Raw genomic sequence first — 15,961 nt, 5'->3', positions numbered from 1 at the left:
TGGCATGGTATTTCGGCAGGCACCAGTTGAGCTGCCCGGCCTGGCGCCCATGCCCGGACAACCGTTCGGGGTCTACCTGCACGTCCCGTTCTGCCTGACCCGTTGCGGGTACTGCGACTTCAATACCTACACCCCGGCCCAGCTGGGTGGCGTCAGCCCGGACCGTTGGCTGCTGGCGCTGCGGGCGGAGCTCGAACTGGCGGCCGCCAAGCTGGACGCACCGACGGTGCATACCGTGTATGTGGGTGGCGGGACGCCATCGCTGCTCGGGGGGGAGCGCCTGGCCACGTTGCTGGACATGGTGCGGGACCACTTTGTGCTGGCGCCCGACGCCGAAGTCAGCACCGAGGCCAACCCCGAGTCGACGTGGCCGGAGTTCTTCGCCACGATCCGCGCGGCCGGTTACACGCGGGTGTCGCTCGGCATGCAGTCGGTGGCCCCGAGGGTGCTGGCAACCTTGGACCGGGTGCACTCGCCGGGCCGGGCGGCGGCCGCGGCCACCGAGGCGATAGCGGAGGGCTTCACACACGTCAACCTCGACCTGATCTATGGAACCCCGGGGGAGTCCGACGACGACCTGGTGCGCTCAGTGGACGCCGCGGTGCAGGCCGGTGTGGATCATGTGTCCGCGTATGCCTTGGTCGTCGAGCACGGCACGGCACTGGCTCGCCGGGTTCGGCGTGGTGAGCTGGCCGCGCCCGATGACGACGTGCTGGCGCATCGCTACGAGTTGGTCGATGCTCGGCTGTCGGCGGCCGGGTTTGCCTGGTACGAGGTGTCCAATTGGTGTCGACCGGGCGGCGAGTGCCGGCACAACCTGGGTTATTGGGACGGTGGCCAGTGGTGGGGCGCAGGTCCGGGCGCGCACGGCTACATTGGCGTGACACGCTGGTGGAATGTCAAGCACCCCAACACTTACGCCGAGATACTGGCCGGGGCGACGTTGCCGGTAGCGGGCTTCGAGCAGCTGGGCGCCGACGCTTTGCACACCGAAGACGTGTTGCTGAAGGTCCGGCTGCGCCAGGGGCTACCGCTCGCCCGGCTAGGGGCTGCCGAACGGGAACGTGCCGAGGCGGTGTTGGCCGACGGATTGCTGGACTACCACGGCGACCGACTGGTCCTCACCGGCCGGGGGCGATTGCTGGCCGACGCGGTGGTGCGCACTCTGCTGGGCTAACCGATCGAAGCCCCGGTGGCAGGGAACCATTGCCCGACGATGCGGGCGATCTCGATGTACAGCGGGATCCCGATCGTGACGTTGTAGGAGAACGTCAAACCCAGCGACGCGGCCAGCGGCAAGGTCGGACTGGCCTCGGGGATCGCAAGCCGTTGCACGGCCGGGACGGCGATATAGGACGCCGCGCCGCAGAGCACCGCGAACAGCACATATGTGCCCGGCGCGAAGTCGTTGTTAGTGACGTATGCGTAGCCGTGGGCCACGATGATCCCAAGCGTCGCAAACAGATTCGGTGCCAGCAGGCCGAAGAAAACGAACCCACTGCCCGCCGACGCCAGATCCTTCAACTTACGCGACGCCGTCATGCCCATCTCCAACAGGAACAGGCAAAGTACGCCCTGGAATGCCGCCACAAAGAAGTTGTCGTCGTCGTGTAGGACCTTCTGTCCCTGCAGTCCACTGATCAGGCCGATGACGATGCCGCCGAAGAGGAGAACGAGCCCCGGGTTGAGGAAAACTTCCTGCAGCAACTCGCGTGAGAAGATCGACGCATTCGTGCCGCTGTCTTTGACGCCGTCTTCATCCCAATTTGGATGCTCGCGCTTTTCCAGCGAGAGCTCCAACTCTTCTTCGATGCCGCGCTCGGCTTGGGCCGTGAGGCTGTCGCTGTGAGCGGGCCGGGCGGGCGTGCCGGGCCCCGCTCCGATCATCGCCGCTGTGGTGTAGCCGGGCTCGTCGGCCATGTACCCCGCCTCGTTCATCCCTCGGTGCCGCAGCCGCGCCACCAGATACAGCGCCACCAGGCAGCCGGGGATCTCCATGACGGCCAACATGACCGGCATGTAGGCGTCGAAGGCCATGCCGACGCTGGTCAGGACTGCTACACAGGTGGCAAATGTCCCTGCCGAGTCCGACCCGTAATAGCCGGCGACCGTCGCCCTGTCGACCCGGCGCATGGCGGTCAGCTTGCTCAGCAGGAAGTATGCCAAGGTGCCGATCACGAAGTTCAAGGCGAAGCCAACCACCATGAACCCAACGATGGCGCCGACGTTGGACGGCTTGATCTTGGCGAGTTCTTCGCCGCCGTGCCAACCGATGGCCAGCAGCAGATACAGGGTTAGGCCCTGGTAGAGCACATAGGGGAACTCGAATCGCACCTTGAAGATCGGGATCAAGAACCCGAAATAGAAGAACAGCAGCAGCGGCTTGAACAGGTTGTGAGTGAAGTTCACCCAGAACTCATGCAGCATTGGCGCCTCCCATACCTGGTGCGGCGATCCAGGAAGCACCCAGCGTCAGGGGAGCGACCAGGAATATCAAGTCGAATCTAGAAAGTGTGGCTCGGGCTTATTGAGCAGTTGAGACCAGGGATGGTCTAACGCCGACCCCCCGCTTGCGGTGTGTCACCGACCGCCACGCCGACGGCGAGTAGTGCGTGGTGGTTTCCTCGAACCCGTCGACCCGGCAGACCGTGAGGACGCCGGTTGCTGGGTTAATCGTCAGCTCGTCGCACTCGCCGTGGACTTCTTCGCCGTCGGCGAGCCGGATTACGAACATCGTCGGGTCCTCTCTGTTGACTGGCTAACGATCGGGCGATGCCTGGGCAGACCCAGCGGACATACCGAGCTTGGCGAGCCACGCGTACCGCGACTACGTCGTCGACCGGATGGTCTACGTGGTTAGTGAGTGATGTTAGGAGAATTCCGGCGAAGGCAAAACCTTGCTTTGTAGCTAGCCAGTAAACGGTTGGCAAAGGTTTCACGATTTCGTGTGCGTGAGTTGGCGGGCATGGTAACCGGCGAGCACCGGCCGCGACCGCCTCTGCCTGCGGAAATGATTACGCTGCGAAACGCAGTCCGCGGACCGTCCGGCCGTGGGTGGGTCCTGTCGCCGCCCCGGCTGGTGCCATTTGCTCCCGACGAGCATTTTCTTCCAGTCGAGCACGTTGGACATGCGACGACCCCGGGGGGCTGCGACCCATTAAGTAGGTTAGGCTACATTTACTAGCTGTGTCCGAGCTCAGCGTCGCGACAGGCGCCGTCAGCACCGCGTCGTCGTCCATCCCGATGCCCGCCGGTGTCAACCCCGCCGACCTGGCAGCGGAGCTGGCGGCGGTGGTTACCGAGTCCGTCGACGAGGATTACCTGCTCTACGAGTGCGACGGCCAATGGGTCCTGGCCGCCGGTGTGCAGGCGATGGTGGAGCTAGACAGCGACGAACTGCGCGTCATCCGTGATGGCGTTACGCGGCGACAGCAATGGTCGGGTCGCCCGGGAGCGGCCCTGGGCGAAGCCGTCGATCGGCTGTTGCTGGAAACCGATCAAGCTTTTGGCTGGGTCGCCTTCGAATTCGGCGTGCACCGCTATGGGTTGCAGCAGCGGCTGGCGCCGCACACCCCACTGGCCCGGGTGTTTTCGCCCCGAACCCGGATCATGGTGAGCGAAAAGGAGATTCGCCTGTTCGATGCTGGGATTCGCCACCGCGAGGCCATCGACCGATTACTCGCCACCGGGGTGCGAGAGGTGCCGCAGTCCCGCTCCGTCGACGTCTCCGACGATCCATCCGGCTTCCGCCGTCGGGTGGCGGTAGCCGTCGATGAAATCGCTGCCGGCCGCTACCACAAGGTGATTCTGTCCCGTTGTGTCGAAGTGCCTTTCGCGATCGACTTTCCGTTGACCTACCGGCTGGGGCGTCGGCACAACACCCCGGTGAGGTCGTTTTTGTTGCAGTTGGGCGGAATCCGTGCTCTGGGTTACAGCCCCGAACTCGTCACGGCGGTGCGCGCCGACGGAGTGGTGATCACCGAGCCGTTGGCCGGTACCCGCGCCTTGGGCCGTGGTCCCGCCATTGACCGACTGGCTCGTGATGACCTGGAATCAAACTCCAAAGAAATTGTCGAGCACGCCATTTCAGTGCGCTCTTCGCTTGAGGAGATTACCGACATCGCCGAACCAGGGAGTGCTGCGGTCATCGATTTCATGACGGTGCGCGAGCGCGGCAGTGTGCAGCACCTCGGCTCCACCATCAGAGCACGGTTGGATCCATCGAGCGACCGGATGGCCGCCCTGGAAGCCCTTTTTCCTGCTGTCACTGCATCCGGAATCCCGAAAGCAGCTGGCGTTGAGGCCATCTTTCGCCTCGATGAGTGCCCACGTGGGCTGTATTCCGGTGCGGTGGTGATGCTTTCGGCGGATGGCGGGCTAGACGCCGCGCTGACGCTGCGGGCGGCATACCAGGTCGGCGGGCGGACTTGGCTGCGGGCCGGCGCCGGCATCATCGAAGAATCGGAGCCAGAGCGCGAATTCGAGGAGACTTGCGAAAAGCTATCCACATTGACGCCTTATCTGGTTGCACGCCAGTAACGTTCAGAGGTCTCCACGTGCTGTTGTACTGCGGATGAACTGGGCAACATAGGTCATGGCTTTGGCCGCTTCGGGCGTCATCCGCGGCAGGGCCTGGAACACATGCATCTGATCAGGCCACACTTGCAACTCGCATATGCCGCCGGCAGCGCGGATGTCGGCATCGAGTTGTCTCGCATCGGCCTCGAGTATCTCGGCTCCACCCACCTGGATCAGCGTCGGTGGCAGCGGTGGCCCGCCGGCAACATCGAGCGCCAGCCGGTGGTGGGCGGGATCGACTCCGGTGTAGTACAGCGCAACCGACCGGGCCGCACGGTCAGCGCGCACGACAGGATCGGGGCGCTGCAGCTCACGACTGGCGCCCAGCCGGAAGGTGAGGTCGATCAGCGGCGAAAACAACACCACCGCCGCCGGAGGTCGGGCGGCGACCTCGGGTTGCAGCAGCATGTCGACGGTCAGATGGCCACCCGCGGAATCCGCGGCGATCACCATGTGCTCCGCGGCTAAGCCGCATACGTGCGCTAACCAATCCCAGGCTGCCCGCACGTCGGTGGCCGCGGTCGGGAAACGGTAGCGCGGCGCCAGTCGGTAATCGACACTGAATACCGGTAGCCCGGTCAATGACGACAGCCAGGATGTCAGCCGCCGGTGGGTTCGGGGCGAACACATCGTGTAACCGCTGCCGTGTACGTAATAGATGGCGCCGCCACCGGGTCCGGCATTGATCGCGTTGTTGTGCGGTCCATACACCCATTCGCCGACGACCCGGCGTCCGTCCGGCAGAACGGAGTTGACTTGTTCCACTCGGGTGCCCGCGAGCGAGGGCCCGAACGTGCCCATGAGTCCGGCGATGATCCGGCGCGAGGCCCATATCCCCCACGGCCCGTCTGGCGGAATCGCCCCGGTGATGGGCCGCAACACCATCGAGCTCACCGCTACCGCGCCGCGTGATCGAAGTGACCCGCGGGCCGGAACACCGTCGGTCATGCAACGCAGTCAATTCAACTTGTTGACGTCAGTCAATGGCAGCGCTGGGTCGTCACGGGACCCGTCGCGATGCCGAGCTGGCGGACGATCGCTCGTTTGTCGATCTTCCCGATCGGCGTTGTGGGCAGCGCCGGCATCGCGACCAGCTGGTCGGGTCGCGTATGCGCGGCCACACCACGCCGGTCAAGGTAGCCGTTCAACTCCGCAAGCGTAATCGGAGCTCCAGCGAAAACGACTGCAGCGCAGATTTTTTCCCCCAGATACTGGTCAGGTAGTCCCACCGCCGCGGCCGAGAAGATCGCCGGATGGCTCAGCAGCTGTTCTTCGAGGTCGCTGGCGGCGATGGTTTCTCCCGCACGGCAGATGACATCCTTGACGCGCCCGGTGACCACCAGATTGCCGTCGTCGCGGCGGCGGACCAGGTCGCCGCTGCGGTAGAAGCCGTCCGGATCGAAGCAGCGCTCGTTGTCGCGTTCGGCAGCAAAATAGCCGTTCAGCGTGTAGGGCCCGCGCACCAAGAGTTCGCCTTCCTCCCCGGGCCCCACCGGCTCACCATCGGCGTTGACGATGCGCAGTTCGTCGGCCGGGCATAGTGGCCGCCCCTGGGTGTGCTCCACCACTTCGGGTGGGTCGCCGATGCGGGTGAAGTTCAGCAGCCCCTCCGCCATGCCGAACACCTGCTGCAGGCCCGGGGTGAGCGCGGTGCGTACCCGGCGAGCGTCCTCGGGTTCTAGCTTGGACCCGCCAACCTGCAACAACCGCAGTGACTTCGGTGTCACCGGCTCCCACTCACAGGATTGGGCCCACAGTTTGGCCAGTGCCGGAACCAACGCGGTGACGGTGACACCGTGGCGCTCGATGGCGGCGAAGGCGGCCTCCGGGCTGGGATCGGGGGCGAACACGGCGGTGGCCCCGACGGTCATCGCGCCGAGCAGGCCCGGGCAGGCCAGCGGGAAATTGTGGCCGGCGGCCAGCACCACCAGATAGACGTCGTCGGCGCTAAGCCGACAGAGTGCGGCGCTGGCCGTCGCGTTGAACACGTAGTCGTCGTGGGTGCGTGGAATGAGTTTGGGCATGCCAGTGGTGCCGCCGGAGACCAGCAGCAGCGCTGGCGATCCGGGATCGGCCGGCGGTGCCGGCGAACCGGTGCCGGCCTGGGCGCACAGCTGCGCCCACGACACGAACGGTCCCGGATCGCCATCGACGATGACATGGCGCAGGGTGGGGTGATCGGCAACAAGTTCGCGCGCCATCGGCCGATAGTCGAACCCGCTGGCCACATCGGCGACCACCAGCCCGGTGGCCGCGCTGACGGCGGCGAAGTGGCCCAATTCGGCGGCGCGGTGACCGGGCAGGCACATCACTGGGATCGCTCCCGCCCGCAATAACGCGAACAGGGCAACCGCGAACTGGCAGCCGTTTGGCAGCTGGAGCAGTACCCGGTCGCCTGGCGTGATGCCCAGGCCGTGCAGCGCCGCGGCGGCCCGGTCGGCCCGCTGGTCGAGTTCGGCGTAACTGAGGCCGCCGTGGCCGGGACGATCACCGGCGTCGGCCACCGCGAGGCGGTCAGGCCAGCGCCGCGCGGCATCGGAGAGCACGGTGTCCAGGGTTCGCCCCGACCAATAGCCGGCCGCCCGGTACGACGCGGCCCGATCCGCGGGGAACGGTACAAAGCCACCCAGTCCGCCGTCGGGACTGGGTCGGCGGCCATCTGCCGCCTTCGGTGGCATGTGGGCTCCTTAACAGGGGGGCTGGTAGCGCAGGTGCGTGGTTCGAAGATAGGGTAACCACTAAAATTAGGGCAGCCTGTGCTAACAGGGGAGGGTTTGTGGTGCATGCTACGGCGTGCTCGGAGATCATTCGCGCCGAGGTCGCAGAGTTGCTCGGTGTCCGCGCCGATGCTCTGCACCCCGGCGCCAACCTCGTTGGTCAGGGCCTGGACTCGATCCGGATGATGTCGCTGGTGGGGCGCTGGCGCCGGAAGGGCATCGCCGTCGACTTCGCCACACTGGCCGCCACACCCACAATCGAGGCCTGGTCCCAACTGGTGTCCGCCGGCACCGGCGTCGCGCCCACGGCAGTTGCCGCACCAGGGGATGCCGGGTTATCCCAGGAAGGCGAGCCTTTCCCGCTGGCGCCGATGCAGCACGCGATGTGGGTCGGCCGCCACGACCACCAACAGCTCGGCGGGGTAGCTGGGCACCTCTACGTCGAGTTCGATGGTGCCCGGGTCGATCCGGACAGGCTCCGCGCGGCGGCCACCCGGTTGGCGCTGCGGCACCCGATGCTGCGGGTGCAGTTCTTGCCCGACGGCACCCAGCGCATCCCGCCGGCGGCGGGATCTCGCGACTTTCCCATCAGTGTTGCCGACCTGCGTCACGTGGCCCCGGATGTCGTCGATCAGCGGTTGGCGGGGATCCGCGACGCCAAATCGCACCAGCAGCTCGACGGTGCGGTATTCGAACTTGCGTTGACGTTATTACCGGGGGAGCGCACCCGCCTACATGTCGACCTGGACATGCAGGCCGCTGACGCGATGAGCTACCGCATCTTGCTGGCCGACCTGGCGGCCCTCTATGACGGCCGTGAACCGCCGGCACTGGGCTACACCTACCGGGAATACCGGCAGGCTATCGAGGCGGAGGAGACGCTGCCCCAACCGGTTCGCGACGCCGACCGGGACTGGTGGGCGCAGCGCATCCCGCAGCTGCCGGATCCGCCCGCGCTGCCTACCCGGGCCGGCGGCGAACGCGACCGGCGCCGCAGCACCCGGCGCTGGCACTGGCTAGACCCGCAGACCCGCGACGCGTTGTTCGCCCGAGCCCGGGCCCGCGGCATCACCCCGGCGATGACGCTGGCCGCGGCCTTTGCCAACGTGCTGGCGCGTTGGTCAGCGTCGTCGCGGTTCCTGCTGAACCTGCCGTTGTTCAGTCGCCAGGCCCTGCATCCAGACGTCGACCTGCTGGTCGGTGACTTCACCTCCTCGCTGTTGCTCGACGTCGATCTGACCGGTGCGCGCACGGCGGCGGCGCGGGCGCAGGCGGTGCAGGAAGCCCTGCGCAGCGCCGCAGGCCACAGTGCATACCCCGGGCTGTCTGTGCTGCGTGACCTCAGCCGCCACCGTGGCACCCAGGTGCTGGCACCGGTGGTATTCACCAGCGCGCTGGGGCTCGGCGACCTTTTCTGCCCGGACGTCACCGAGCAATTCGGCACACCCGGATGGATCATTTCGCAGGGGCCCCAGGTGCTGCTCGACGCCCAGGTCACCGAGTTCGACGGCGGTGTGCTGGTGAACTGGGATGTCCGCGAGGGGGTCTTTGCACCCGGCGTCATCGACGCCATGTTCACCCACCAGGTCGACGAATTGCTCCGGTTGGCCGCCGGGGACGACGCCTGGGATGCGCCGAGCCCGTCCGCGCTACCCGCCGCGCAACGCGCGGTGCGCGCGGCGCTGAACGGTCGCACCGCCGCCCCCAGCACCGAGGCGCTGCACGACGGGTTTTTCCGCCAGGCCCAACAGCAGCCCGACGCGCCGGCGGTGTTCGCCAGTTCCGGCGACTTGAGCTACGCCCAACTGCGCGACCAGGCATCGGCGGTGGCCGCGGCGCTGCGTGCTGCGGGCCTACGAGTCGGCGACACCGTCGCGGTGCTGGGTCCGAAAACGGGCGAACAAGTGGCGGCTGTGCTGGGGATTTTGGCCGCCGGCGGGGTCTATCTGCCGATCGGCGTCGACCAGCCCCGCGACCGCGCGGAGCGCATCCTGGCGACCGGTTCGGTCAACTTAGCGCTCGTTTGCGGCCCGCCATGCCAAGTGCGGGTGCCGGTCCCGACGCTGTTGCTGGCTGACGTGCTTGCCGCCGCGCCGGCAGAATTCGTGCCCGGGCCTAGCGATCCCACCGCGCTCGCCTATGTGTTGTTCACCTCGGGCTCAACCGGGGAACCCAAGGGTGTCGAGGTGGCGCACGACGCCGCGATGAACACCGTGGAGACCTTCATCCGGCACTTCGAGCTAGGCGCCGCAGATCGCTGGCTTGCCCTGGCGACGCTGGAGTGCGACATGTCGGTGCTGGACATCTTCGCCGCCCTGCGCTCCGGCGGAGCGATCGTGGTGGTCGACGAAGCGCAGCGCCGCGATCCCGACGCCTGGGCCCGGCTTATCGACACTTACGAGGTCACGGCGTTGAATTTCATGCCGGGCTGGTTGGACATGCTGCTCGAAGTCGGCGGGGGCCGGCTGTCGTCGCTGCGAGCGGTGGCCGTCGGCGGCGACTGGGTGCGTCCCGACCTGGCCCGCCGCCTGCAGGTGCAAGCGCCGAGCGCACGGTTCGCGGGGTTGGGTGGAGCCACCGAAACCGCGGTCCACGCAACCATTTTCGAGGTCCAGGACGCGGCCAATCTGCCACCGGACTGGGCCTCGGTGCCATACGGCGTCCCGTTTCCCAACAACGCCTGCCGGGTAGTGGCCGACAGCGGCGACGACTGCCCCGATTGGGTGGCCGGTGAGTTGTGGGTGTCCGGTCGCGGAATCGCCCGGGGTTACCGTGGCCGTCCCGAGCTGACCGCGGAGCGCTTCGTCGAGCATGACGGCCGCACCTGGTATCGCACCGGTGATCTGGCCCGCTACTGGCACGACGGCACCCTGGAGTTCGTCGGCCGTGCCGATCACCGCGTCAAGATCAGCGGGTACCGCGTCGAACTCGGCGAGATCGAAGCCGCGCTGCAGCGCTTGCCCGGTGTGCACGCGGCGGCGGCCACCGTGCTTCCTGGCGGGTCCGATGTGCTGGCCGCGGCGGTCTGCGTCGACGATGCCGGCGTGACCGCGGAGTCGATTCGACAGCAGCTCGCCGATCTGGTGCCCGCGCACATGATTCCGCGCCACGTCACGCTGCTAGACCGCATCCCCTTTACCGACAGCGGCAAGATCGACCGCGCGGAGGTTGGCGCCCTGCTTGCCGCCGAGGTCGAGCGGTCTGGCGACAGATCGGCACCCTATGCGGCGCCGCGAACGGTGCTTCAGCGGGCACTGCGCCGCATCGTCGCGGACATCCTGGGCCGTGCCAACGATGCCGTGGGCGTGCACGACGACTTCTTTGCCCTGGGCGGCGATTCCGTGCTTGCGACCCAGGTCGTCGCCGGTATCCGGCGGTGGCTGGATTCGCCGAGCCTGATGGTCGCCGACATGTTTGCCGCCAGGACCATTGCCGCGTTGGCCCAGTTGCTCACCGGTCGGGAAGCCAACGCCGACCGACTCGAACTGGTCGCCGAGGTGTACTTAGAAATCGCGAATATGACAAGTGCCGACGTGATGGCGGCGCTCGATCCGATCGAGCAGCCCGCACAGCCAGCCTTCAAACCGTGGGTGAAGCGGTTCACCGGTACTGACAAGCCCGGCGCGGTGCTGGTGTTTCCACACGCCGGCGGCGCTGCCGCGGCTTACCGGTGGTTGGCAAAATCGTTAGTGGCCAACGACGTTGACACGTTCGTGGTGCAGTACCCGCAGCGGGCTGACCGGCGCAGCCACCCGGCGGCAGACAGCATCGAGGCGCTGGCGCTCGAGCTGTTCGAGGCGGGCGACTGGCACCTGACGGCTCCGCTGACGCTGTTCGGCCATTGCATGGGTGCGATAGTGGCCTTCGAGTTCGCTCGCCTCGCCGAGCGCAATGGCGTGCCGGTACGTGCACTGTGGGCTTCCTCCGGTCAGGCTCCGTCGACGGTGGCCGCGTCCGGACCGTTGCCGACCGCCGACCGTGACGTCCTGGCCGACATGGTGGATCTTGGCGGCACCGATCCCGTGCTGCTCGAGGACGAGGAATTCGTTGAACTGCTGGTGCCGGCGGTCAAGGCCGACTATCGGGCCCTCAGCGGCTATTCATGTCCACCCGACGTGCGCATCCGCGCCAACATCCACGCGGTCGGCGGCAACCGCGACCACCGCATCAGCCGGGAGATGTTGACCAGTTGGGAGACTCACACCTCCGGTCGCTTCACGCTGTCGCACTTTGATGGTGGTCACTTCTATCTCAACGATCACCTCGACGCCGTGGCCCGGATGGTGAGTGCCGATGTCCGATAACGACCCGGTCGTCATCGTCGGGCTGGCCATCGAGGCACCCGGTGGTGTCGAAACCGCCGACGACTACTGGACACTGCTCTCCGAACAGCGCGAGGGACTCGGACCGTTCCCCACCGATCGAGGTTGGGCACTTCGCGAGCTGTTCGACGGGTCGCGTCGAAACGGATTCAAACCGATCCACAACCTTGGCGGATTCCTTTCCAGCGCAACTACATTCGATCCTGAGTTCTTCCGCATCTCACCGCGCGAGGCGACGGCGATGGACCCGCAGCAGCGGGTGGGGCTGCGAGTAGCATGGCGCACCCTGGAGAACAGCGGGATCAATCCCGATGACCTGGCCGGTCACGATGTGGGCTGTTATGTCGGTGCCTCGGCGCTCGAATACGGTCCCGCTTTGACCGAATTCTCCCACCACAGTGGCCATCTGATCACCGGGACGTCGCTGGGTGTCATCTCCGGGCGCATCGCCTACACCCTTGACCTGGCCGGGCCGGCGCTGACCGTCGATACCTCGTGTTCGTCGGCGCTGGCGGCCTTTCACACCGCGGTTCAAGCTATCCGGGCCGGCGACTGCGACCTGGCACTCGCCGGCGGCGTGTGCGTGATGGGTACGCCCGGCTATTTCGTCGAGTTCTCCAAGCAGCACGCGCTATCCGACGACGGCCACTGCCGGCCCTACAGCGCGCACGCCAGCGGAACCGCCTGGGCAGAGGGCGCCGCCATGTTCCTCCTGCAGCGCCGGTCGCGGGCAACCGCTGACCGGCGTCGTGTCCTCGCCGAGGTGCGTGCCAGTTGCCTGAACTCCGATGGACTTAGCGACGGGCTGACCGCGCCCAGCGGCGACGCGCAAACGCGACTGCTCCGGCGCGCCATCGCGCAGGCAGCAGTTGTGCCCGCCGATGTCGGGATGGTCGAAGGGCACGGCACCGCGACCCGGCTCGGCGATCGCACCGAATTGCGGTCACTGGCAGCCAGCTACGGCACCGCCCCGGCCGGACGCGGGCCGCTGTTGGGATCGGTCAAGTCAAACATCGGGCATGCTCAGGCGGCGGCGGGCGGGCTGGGCCTTGTGAAGGTCATTCTGGCCGCCCAGCACGCCGCGATCCCGCCGACACTGCACGTCGACGAGCCCAGCCGCGAAATCGATTGGGAGAAACAGGGTCTGCGGCTGGCCGACAAACTCACGCCGTGGCGGGCCGTTGACGGATGGCGCACCGCGGCGGTGTCCGCGTTCGGGATGAGCGGTACCAATAGCCACGTGATCGTTTCGATGCCGGACACCGTTTCCGCGCCCGAGCGTGGCCCCGAGTGTGGGGAGGTGTGATGGCCCCCAAACAGCTGCCCGATGGGCGGGTTGCGGTTTTGCTCAGCGCCCATGCCGAGGAACTGATCGGGCCGGACGCTCGGGCCATCGCCGACTACCTCGAGCGCTTTCCGGCTACGACCGTGACCGAAGTGGCTCGGCAGCTGCGCAAGACCCGACGGGTCCGTCGGCATCGGGCGGTGCTTCGGGCCGCCGACCGGCTGGAACTCGCCGAGGGCTTGCGCGCGCTGGCCGCCGGACGCGAGCATCCGCTCATCGCGCGGTCGTCGTTGGGCTCGGCCCCGCGCCAGGCGTTCGTCTTTCCCGGCCAGGGTGGTCATTGGCCGGGCATGGGCGCCGTCGCCTACCGCGAGCTGCCGACCTATCGGACCGCGACCGACACGTGCGCCGCCGCATTTGCGGCCGCTGGTGTCGACTCGCCGCTGCCATACCTGATCGCCCCGCCCGGAACCGATGAGCGGCAAGCGTTCTGCGAGATCGAGATCGAAGGCGCGCAGTTCGTCCATGCCGTTGCGCTGGCGGAGGTATGGCGTTCCTGCGGTGTGCTGCCCGATCTAACAGTCGGTCATAGCCTCGGCGAAGTAGCGGCGGCCTATCTCGCAGGAAGTATCACCTTGTCGGATGCTGTGGCCGTGGTGGCGGCCCGCGCCAACGTGGTGGGCCGCTTGCCTGGTCGCTATGCGGTGGCGGCGCTGGGCATCGGTGAACAGGACGCGAGCGCGCTGATCGCGACCACCGGCGGCTGGCTGGAACTGTCTGTGGTCAATGCCTCCTCGACCGTCGCCGTGTCCGGTGAGCGCCAAGCGGTAGCGGCCATCGTTGACACAGTCCGGTCCAGCGGTCACTTCGCCCGCGGGATCACCGTGGGCTTCCCGGTGCATACCAGCGTGCTCGAATCGCTCCGCGATGAATTATGCGAGCAGCTGCCTGACTCCGAATTTATGGAAGCGCCAGTGCAATTCATCGGCGGAACCACCGGCGACGTGGTGGCGCCAGGCACCACTTTCGGCGACTACTGGTACGCAAACCTGCGCCATACGGTGCGTTTCGACCGCGCTGTCGAATCGGCAATCCGCTGTGGAGCACGGGCGTTCATCGAGATATCGGCCCATCCCGCGCTGTTGTTTGCGATCGGTCAGAACTGTGAGGGCGCCGCCAACCTGCCGGACGGTCCCGCTGTGCTGGTCGGGTCGGCACGTCGTGGCGAGCGGTTTGTTGATGCGTTGTCGGCGAATATTGTTAGCGCGGCGGTCGCTGACCCTGGCTACCCGTGGGGTGACCTGGGCGGTGACCCACTCGACGGCGACGTCGATCTGTCCGGGTTCCCGAACGCGCCGATGCGTGCGGTGCCGATGTGGGCGCACCCCGAACCGCTGCCGCCGGTGTCCGGACTGACCATTGCGGTTGAGCGGTGGGAACGGATGGTGCCGTCGACACCGGTCGCTGGGCGGCACCGTCACCTCGCAGTGCTCGATCTCGGTGCTCACCGCGCGCTGGCTCAAACACTGTGCGCAGCAATTGATTCGCACCCCGATACCGAGCTGAGTGCTGCGCGGGACGCCGAGTTGATCCTGGTGATCGCGCCCGACTTCGAACACACCGACGCCGTCCGGGCCGCCGGTGCACTCGCCGACCTCGTCGGGGCCGGTTTGCTGGACTATCCGATGCATATCGGTGCCCGTTGCCAATCGGTATGTCTGGTCACCGTCGGCGCCGAGCAGGTCGACGCAGCGGACGCGGTGCCGTCGGCCGGCCAGGCCGCGCTGGCCGCGATGCATCGAAGCATCGGATTCGAGCATCCCGAACAGACTTTCAGCCACCTGGACTTGCCGTCGTGGGACTTGGACCCGGTCCTCGGCGTCTCGGTCATAACGGCGGTACTGCGGGGCTTCGGTGAGACCGCGCTACGCGGCTCGGTAAACGGGTACACGCTGTTCGAGCGAACCCTCGCCGATGCCCCGGCCGTCCCGAACTGGTCGTTGGACTCCGGCGTGCTCGACGATGTCGTCGTCACCGGTGGCGCGGGTGCCATCGGGATGCACTACGCGCGGTATCTCGCCGAGCATGGCGCACGGCGCATCGTGCTGCTCAGCCGGCGCGCCGCGGATCAGGCGACGGTGGCCATGCTCAGAAAGCAACATGGCACCGTGATCGTGTCGCCGCCGTGCGATATCACCGATCCCACCCAGTTGTCAGCGATTGCAGCCGAATACGGTGGCGTCGGCGCCTCGTTGATCGTGCACGCGGCAGGCAGCGTGATCTCTGGTACCGCACCGGGGGTGACGTCGGCCGCCGTCGTTGACAACTTCGCGGCCAAGGTGCTCGGCCTGGCCCAGATGATCGAGCTGTGGCCGCTGCGCCCGGATGTGCGAACCCTGCTGTGTTCCTCGGTGATGGGGGTGTGGGGTGGACACGGGGTGGTCGCGTACTCGGCGGCCAACCGGCTGCTCGACGTGATGGCCGCCCAGCTGCGCGCCCAGGGCAGGCACTGCGTGGCGGTGAAATGGGGCCTATGGCAGGCCCCCAAGGCCGGCGAACCAGCTCGGGGAATCGCGGATGCGGTTACGATCGCCCGCGTCGAGCGGTCTGGACTCCGCCAGATGGCGCCCCAGCAGGCGATCGAGGCGAGCCTGCACGAATTCACTGTCGACCCGCTAGTGTTCGCCGCCGACGCGGCCCGGTTGCAGATGTTGTTGGACAGCAGGCAATTCGAACGGTACGAGGGTCCAACCGACCCCAACCTGACGATCGTGGACGCGGTGCGCACCCAATTGGCGGCCGTGCTCGGGATCCCGCAGGCCGGCGAGGTGAACCTGCAGGAATCGCTGTTCGATCTCGGTGTCGATTCCATGCTGGCACTGGACTTGCGTAACCGACTCAAACGATCAATCGGCGCGACGGTGTCGCTGGCCACGCTCATGGGCGACATCACCGGTGATGGACTTGTCGCGAAACTCGAAGATGCCGACGAGCGCTCACACACCGCACAGAAAGTGGACATTTCGCGTGACTAATACCGCCGACATCGGCGCCCGCCT

The 15,961-nt window shown here is 66.9% G+C and carries 9 protein-coding genes; 5 read left to right on the top strand and 4 right to left on the bottom strand.

What is annotated here, in order from left to right; all coding sequences use genetic code 11:
- Positions 1 to 49 precede the first annotated feature (49 nt).
- On the top strand, positions 50 to 1,177 hold the full coding sequence (hemN, locus tag Rv2388c; protein NP_216904.1) for an oxygen-independent coproporphyrinogen III oxidase: 1,128 nt from the start codon (positions 50 to 52) through the stop codon (positions 1,175 to 1,177).
- Here the strand turns inward: hemN and Rv2387 are convergent.
- Entirely contained in the window at positions 1,174 to 2,427 is a 1,254-nt protein-coding gene (locus Rv2387) for a hypothetical protein (RefSeq protein ID NP_216903.1), read from the bottom strand. The two genes, hemN and Rv2387, sit on opposite strands and share 4 nt — an antisense overlap.
- Positions 2,428 to 2,524: 97 nt before the next feature.
- Positions 2,525 to 2,734 (bottom strand): hypothetical protein, encoded by a 210-nt coding sequence (locus Rv2386a; RefSeq protein ID YP_009030039.1) that lies wholly within the window; start codon positions 2,732 to 2,734, stop codon positions 2,525 to 2,527.
- Between the two features lie 452 nt (positions 2,735 to 3,186).
- On the opposite strand from Rv2386a, the gene mbtI reads away from it, so the two are divergent.
- Complete coding sequence (gene mbtI, locus Rv2386c) at positions 3,187 to 4,539, top strand: salicylate synthase (protein YP_177877.1); 1,353 nt, start codon at positions 3,187 to 3,189, stop codon at positions 4,537 to 4,539.
- 3 nt (positions 4,540 to 4,542) lie between these two features.
- Here the strand turns inward: mbtI and mbtJ are convergent, their stop codons facing one another.
- Together mbtJ and mbtA are read right to left on the bottom strand one after the other, a co-directional pair.
- Positions 4,543 to 5,463: an acetyl hydrolase gene (mbtJ, locus tag Rv2385; RefSeq protein YP_177876.1), complete on the bottom strand. Its 921-nt coding sequence runs from the start codon at positions 5,461 to 5,463 to the stop codon at positions 4,543 to 4,545.
- A 95-nt stretch (positions 5,464 to 5,558) separates the two neighbouring features.
- Positions 5,559 to 7,256 (bottom strand): 2,3-dihydroxybenzoate-AMP ligase, encoded by a 1,698-nt coding sequence (gene mbtA, locus Rv2384; RefSeq protein ID NP_216900.1) that lies wholly within the window; start codon positions 7,254 to 7,256, stop codon positions 5,559 to 5,561.
- Between the two features lie 98 nt (positions 7,257 to 7,354).
- On the opposite strand from mbtA, the gene mbtB reads away from it, so the two are divergent.
- The 3 genes from mbtB to mbtD are packed head-to-tail and all read left to right on the top strand — an operon-like array spanning position 7,355 to position 15,937.
- Complete coding sequence (gene mbtB / locus Rv2383c; RefSeq protein ID NP_216899.1) at positions 7,355 to 11,599, top strand: phenyloxazoline synthase; 4,245 nt, start codon at positions 7,355 to 7,357, stop codon at positions 11,597 to 11,599.
- Positions 11,589 to 12,923, top strand: a complete 1,335-nt coding sequence (mbtC, locus tag Rv2382c; protein NP_216898.1) for a polyketide synthetase — start codon at positions 11,589 to 11,591, stop codon at positions 12,921 to 12,923. Before mbtB ends, mbtC begins: the two co-directional genes overlap by 11 nt.
- Entirely contained in the window at positions 12,923 to 15,937 is a 3,015-nt protein-coding gene (mbtD, locus tag Rv2381c) for a polyketide synthetase (RefSeq protein ID NP_216897.1), read from the top strand. Before mbtC ends, mbtD begins: the two co-directional genes overlap by 1 nt.
- The last annotated feature ends 24 nt before the right edge of the window (positions 15,938 to 15,961 follow it).

Source organism: Mycobacterium tuberculosis H37Rv, assembly GCF_000195955.2.
Lineage (GTDB): Bacteria > Actinomycetota > Actinomycetes > Mycobacteriales > Mycobacteriaceae > Mycobacterium > Mycobacterium tuberculosis.
Note: the sequence above shows the minus strand (reverse complement) of the source record. Positions and strands in the feature narration are given on the sequence as shown.